This window comes from Roseibium sp. AWQ4_254, from assembly GCF_056161025.1.
In genome coordinates this window covers 1-521 of record NZ_JBSWYH010000105.1, presented here as the reverse complement: position 1 = coordinate 521, position 521 = coordinate 1, and the positions used below count along the sequence as shown (strand labels likewise).

Here is a 521-nt window from a genome sequence, read left to right as displayed (position 1 = left end):
CCGATGGCGAAGGAAAAATTTGAGCGCACGAAGCCGCACGTTAACATTGGCACGATTGGCCACGTTGACCATGGCAAGACGACGCTGACAGCAGCAATCACGATGACGCTTGCCGAAGCCGGCGGCGCTGAAGCCAAAGCGTATGACGAGATTGACGGCGCGCCTGAAGAAAAGGCTCGCGGGATCACGATCTCCACGGCGCATGTTGAGTATGAGACGGAAAACCGTCACTACGCTCACGTTGACTGCCCGGGTCACGCTGACTACGTGAAGAACATGATCACGGGTGCTGCGCAGATGGATGGCGGCATTCTGGTTGTGTCTTCGGCAGACGGCCCGATGCCGCAGACGCGCGAGCACATCCTGCTTGCCCGTCAGGTTGGCGTTCCGGCGCTTGTTGTTTTCATGAACAAGGTTGACCAGGTCGACGACGAAGAGCTGCTTGAGCTGGTTGAAATGGAAATCCGCGAGCTGCTGTCTTCCTACGAGTTCCCGGGTGACGACATTCCGATCGTGAAGGG

At 57.8% G+C, this 521-nt stretch carries 1 protein-coding gene; it reads left to right on the top strand.

What is annotated here, in order from left to right; genetic code table 11:
• Nucleotides 1-3 precede the first annotated feature (3 nt).
• A partial coding sequence (locus tag ACXAIC_RS24810; RefSeq protein WP_475187120.1) for a GTP-binding protein occupies nt 4-521 on the top strand: 518 nt, incomplete at its 3' end.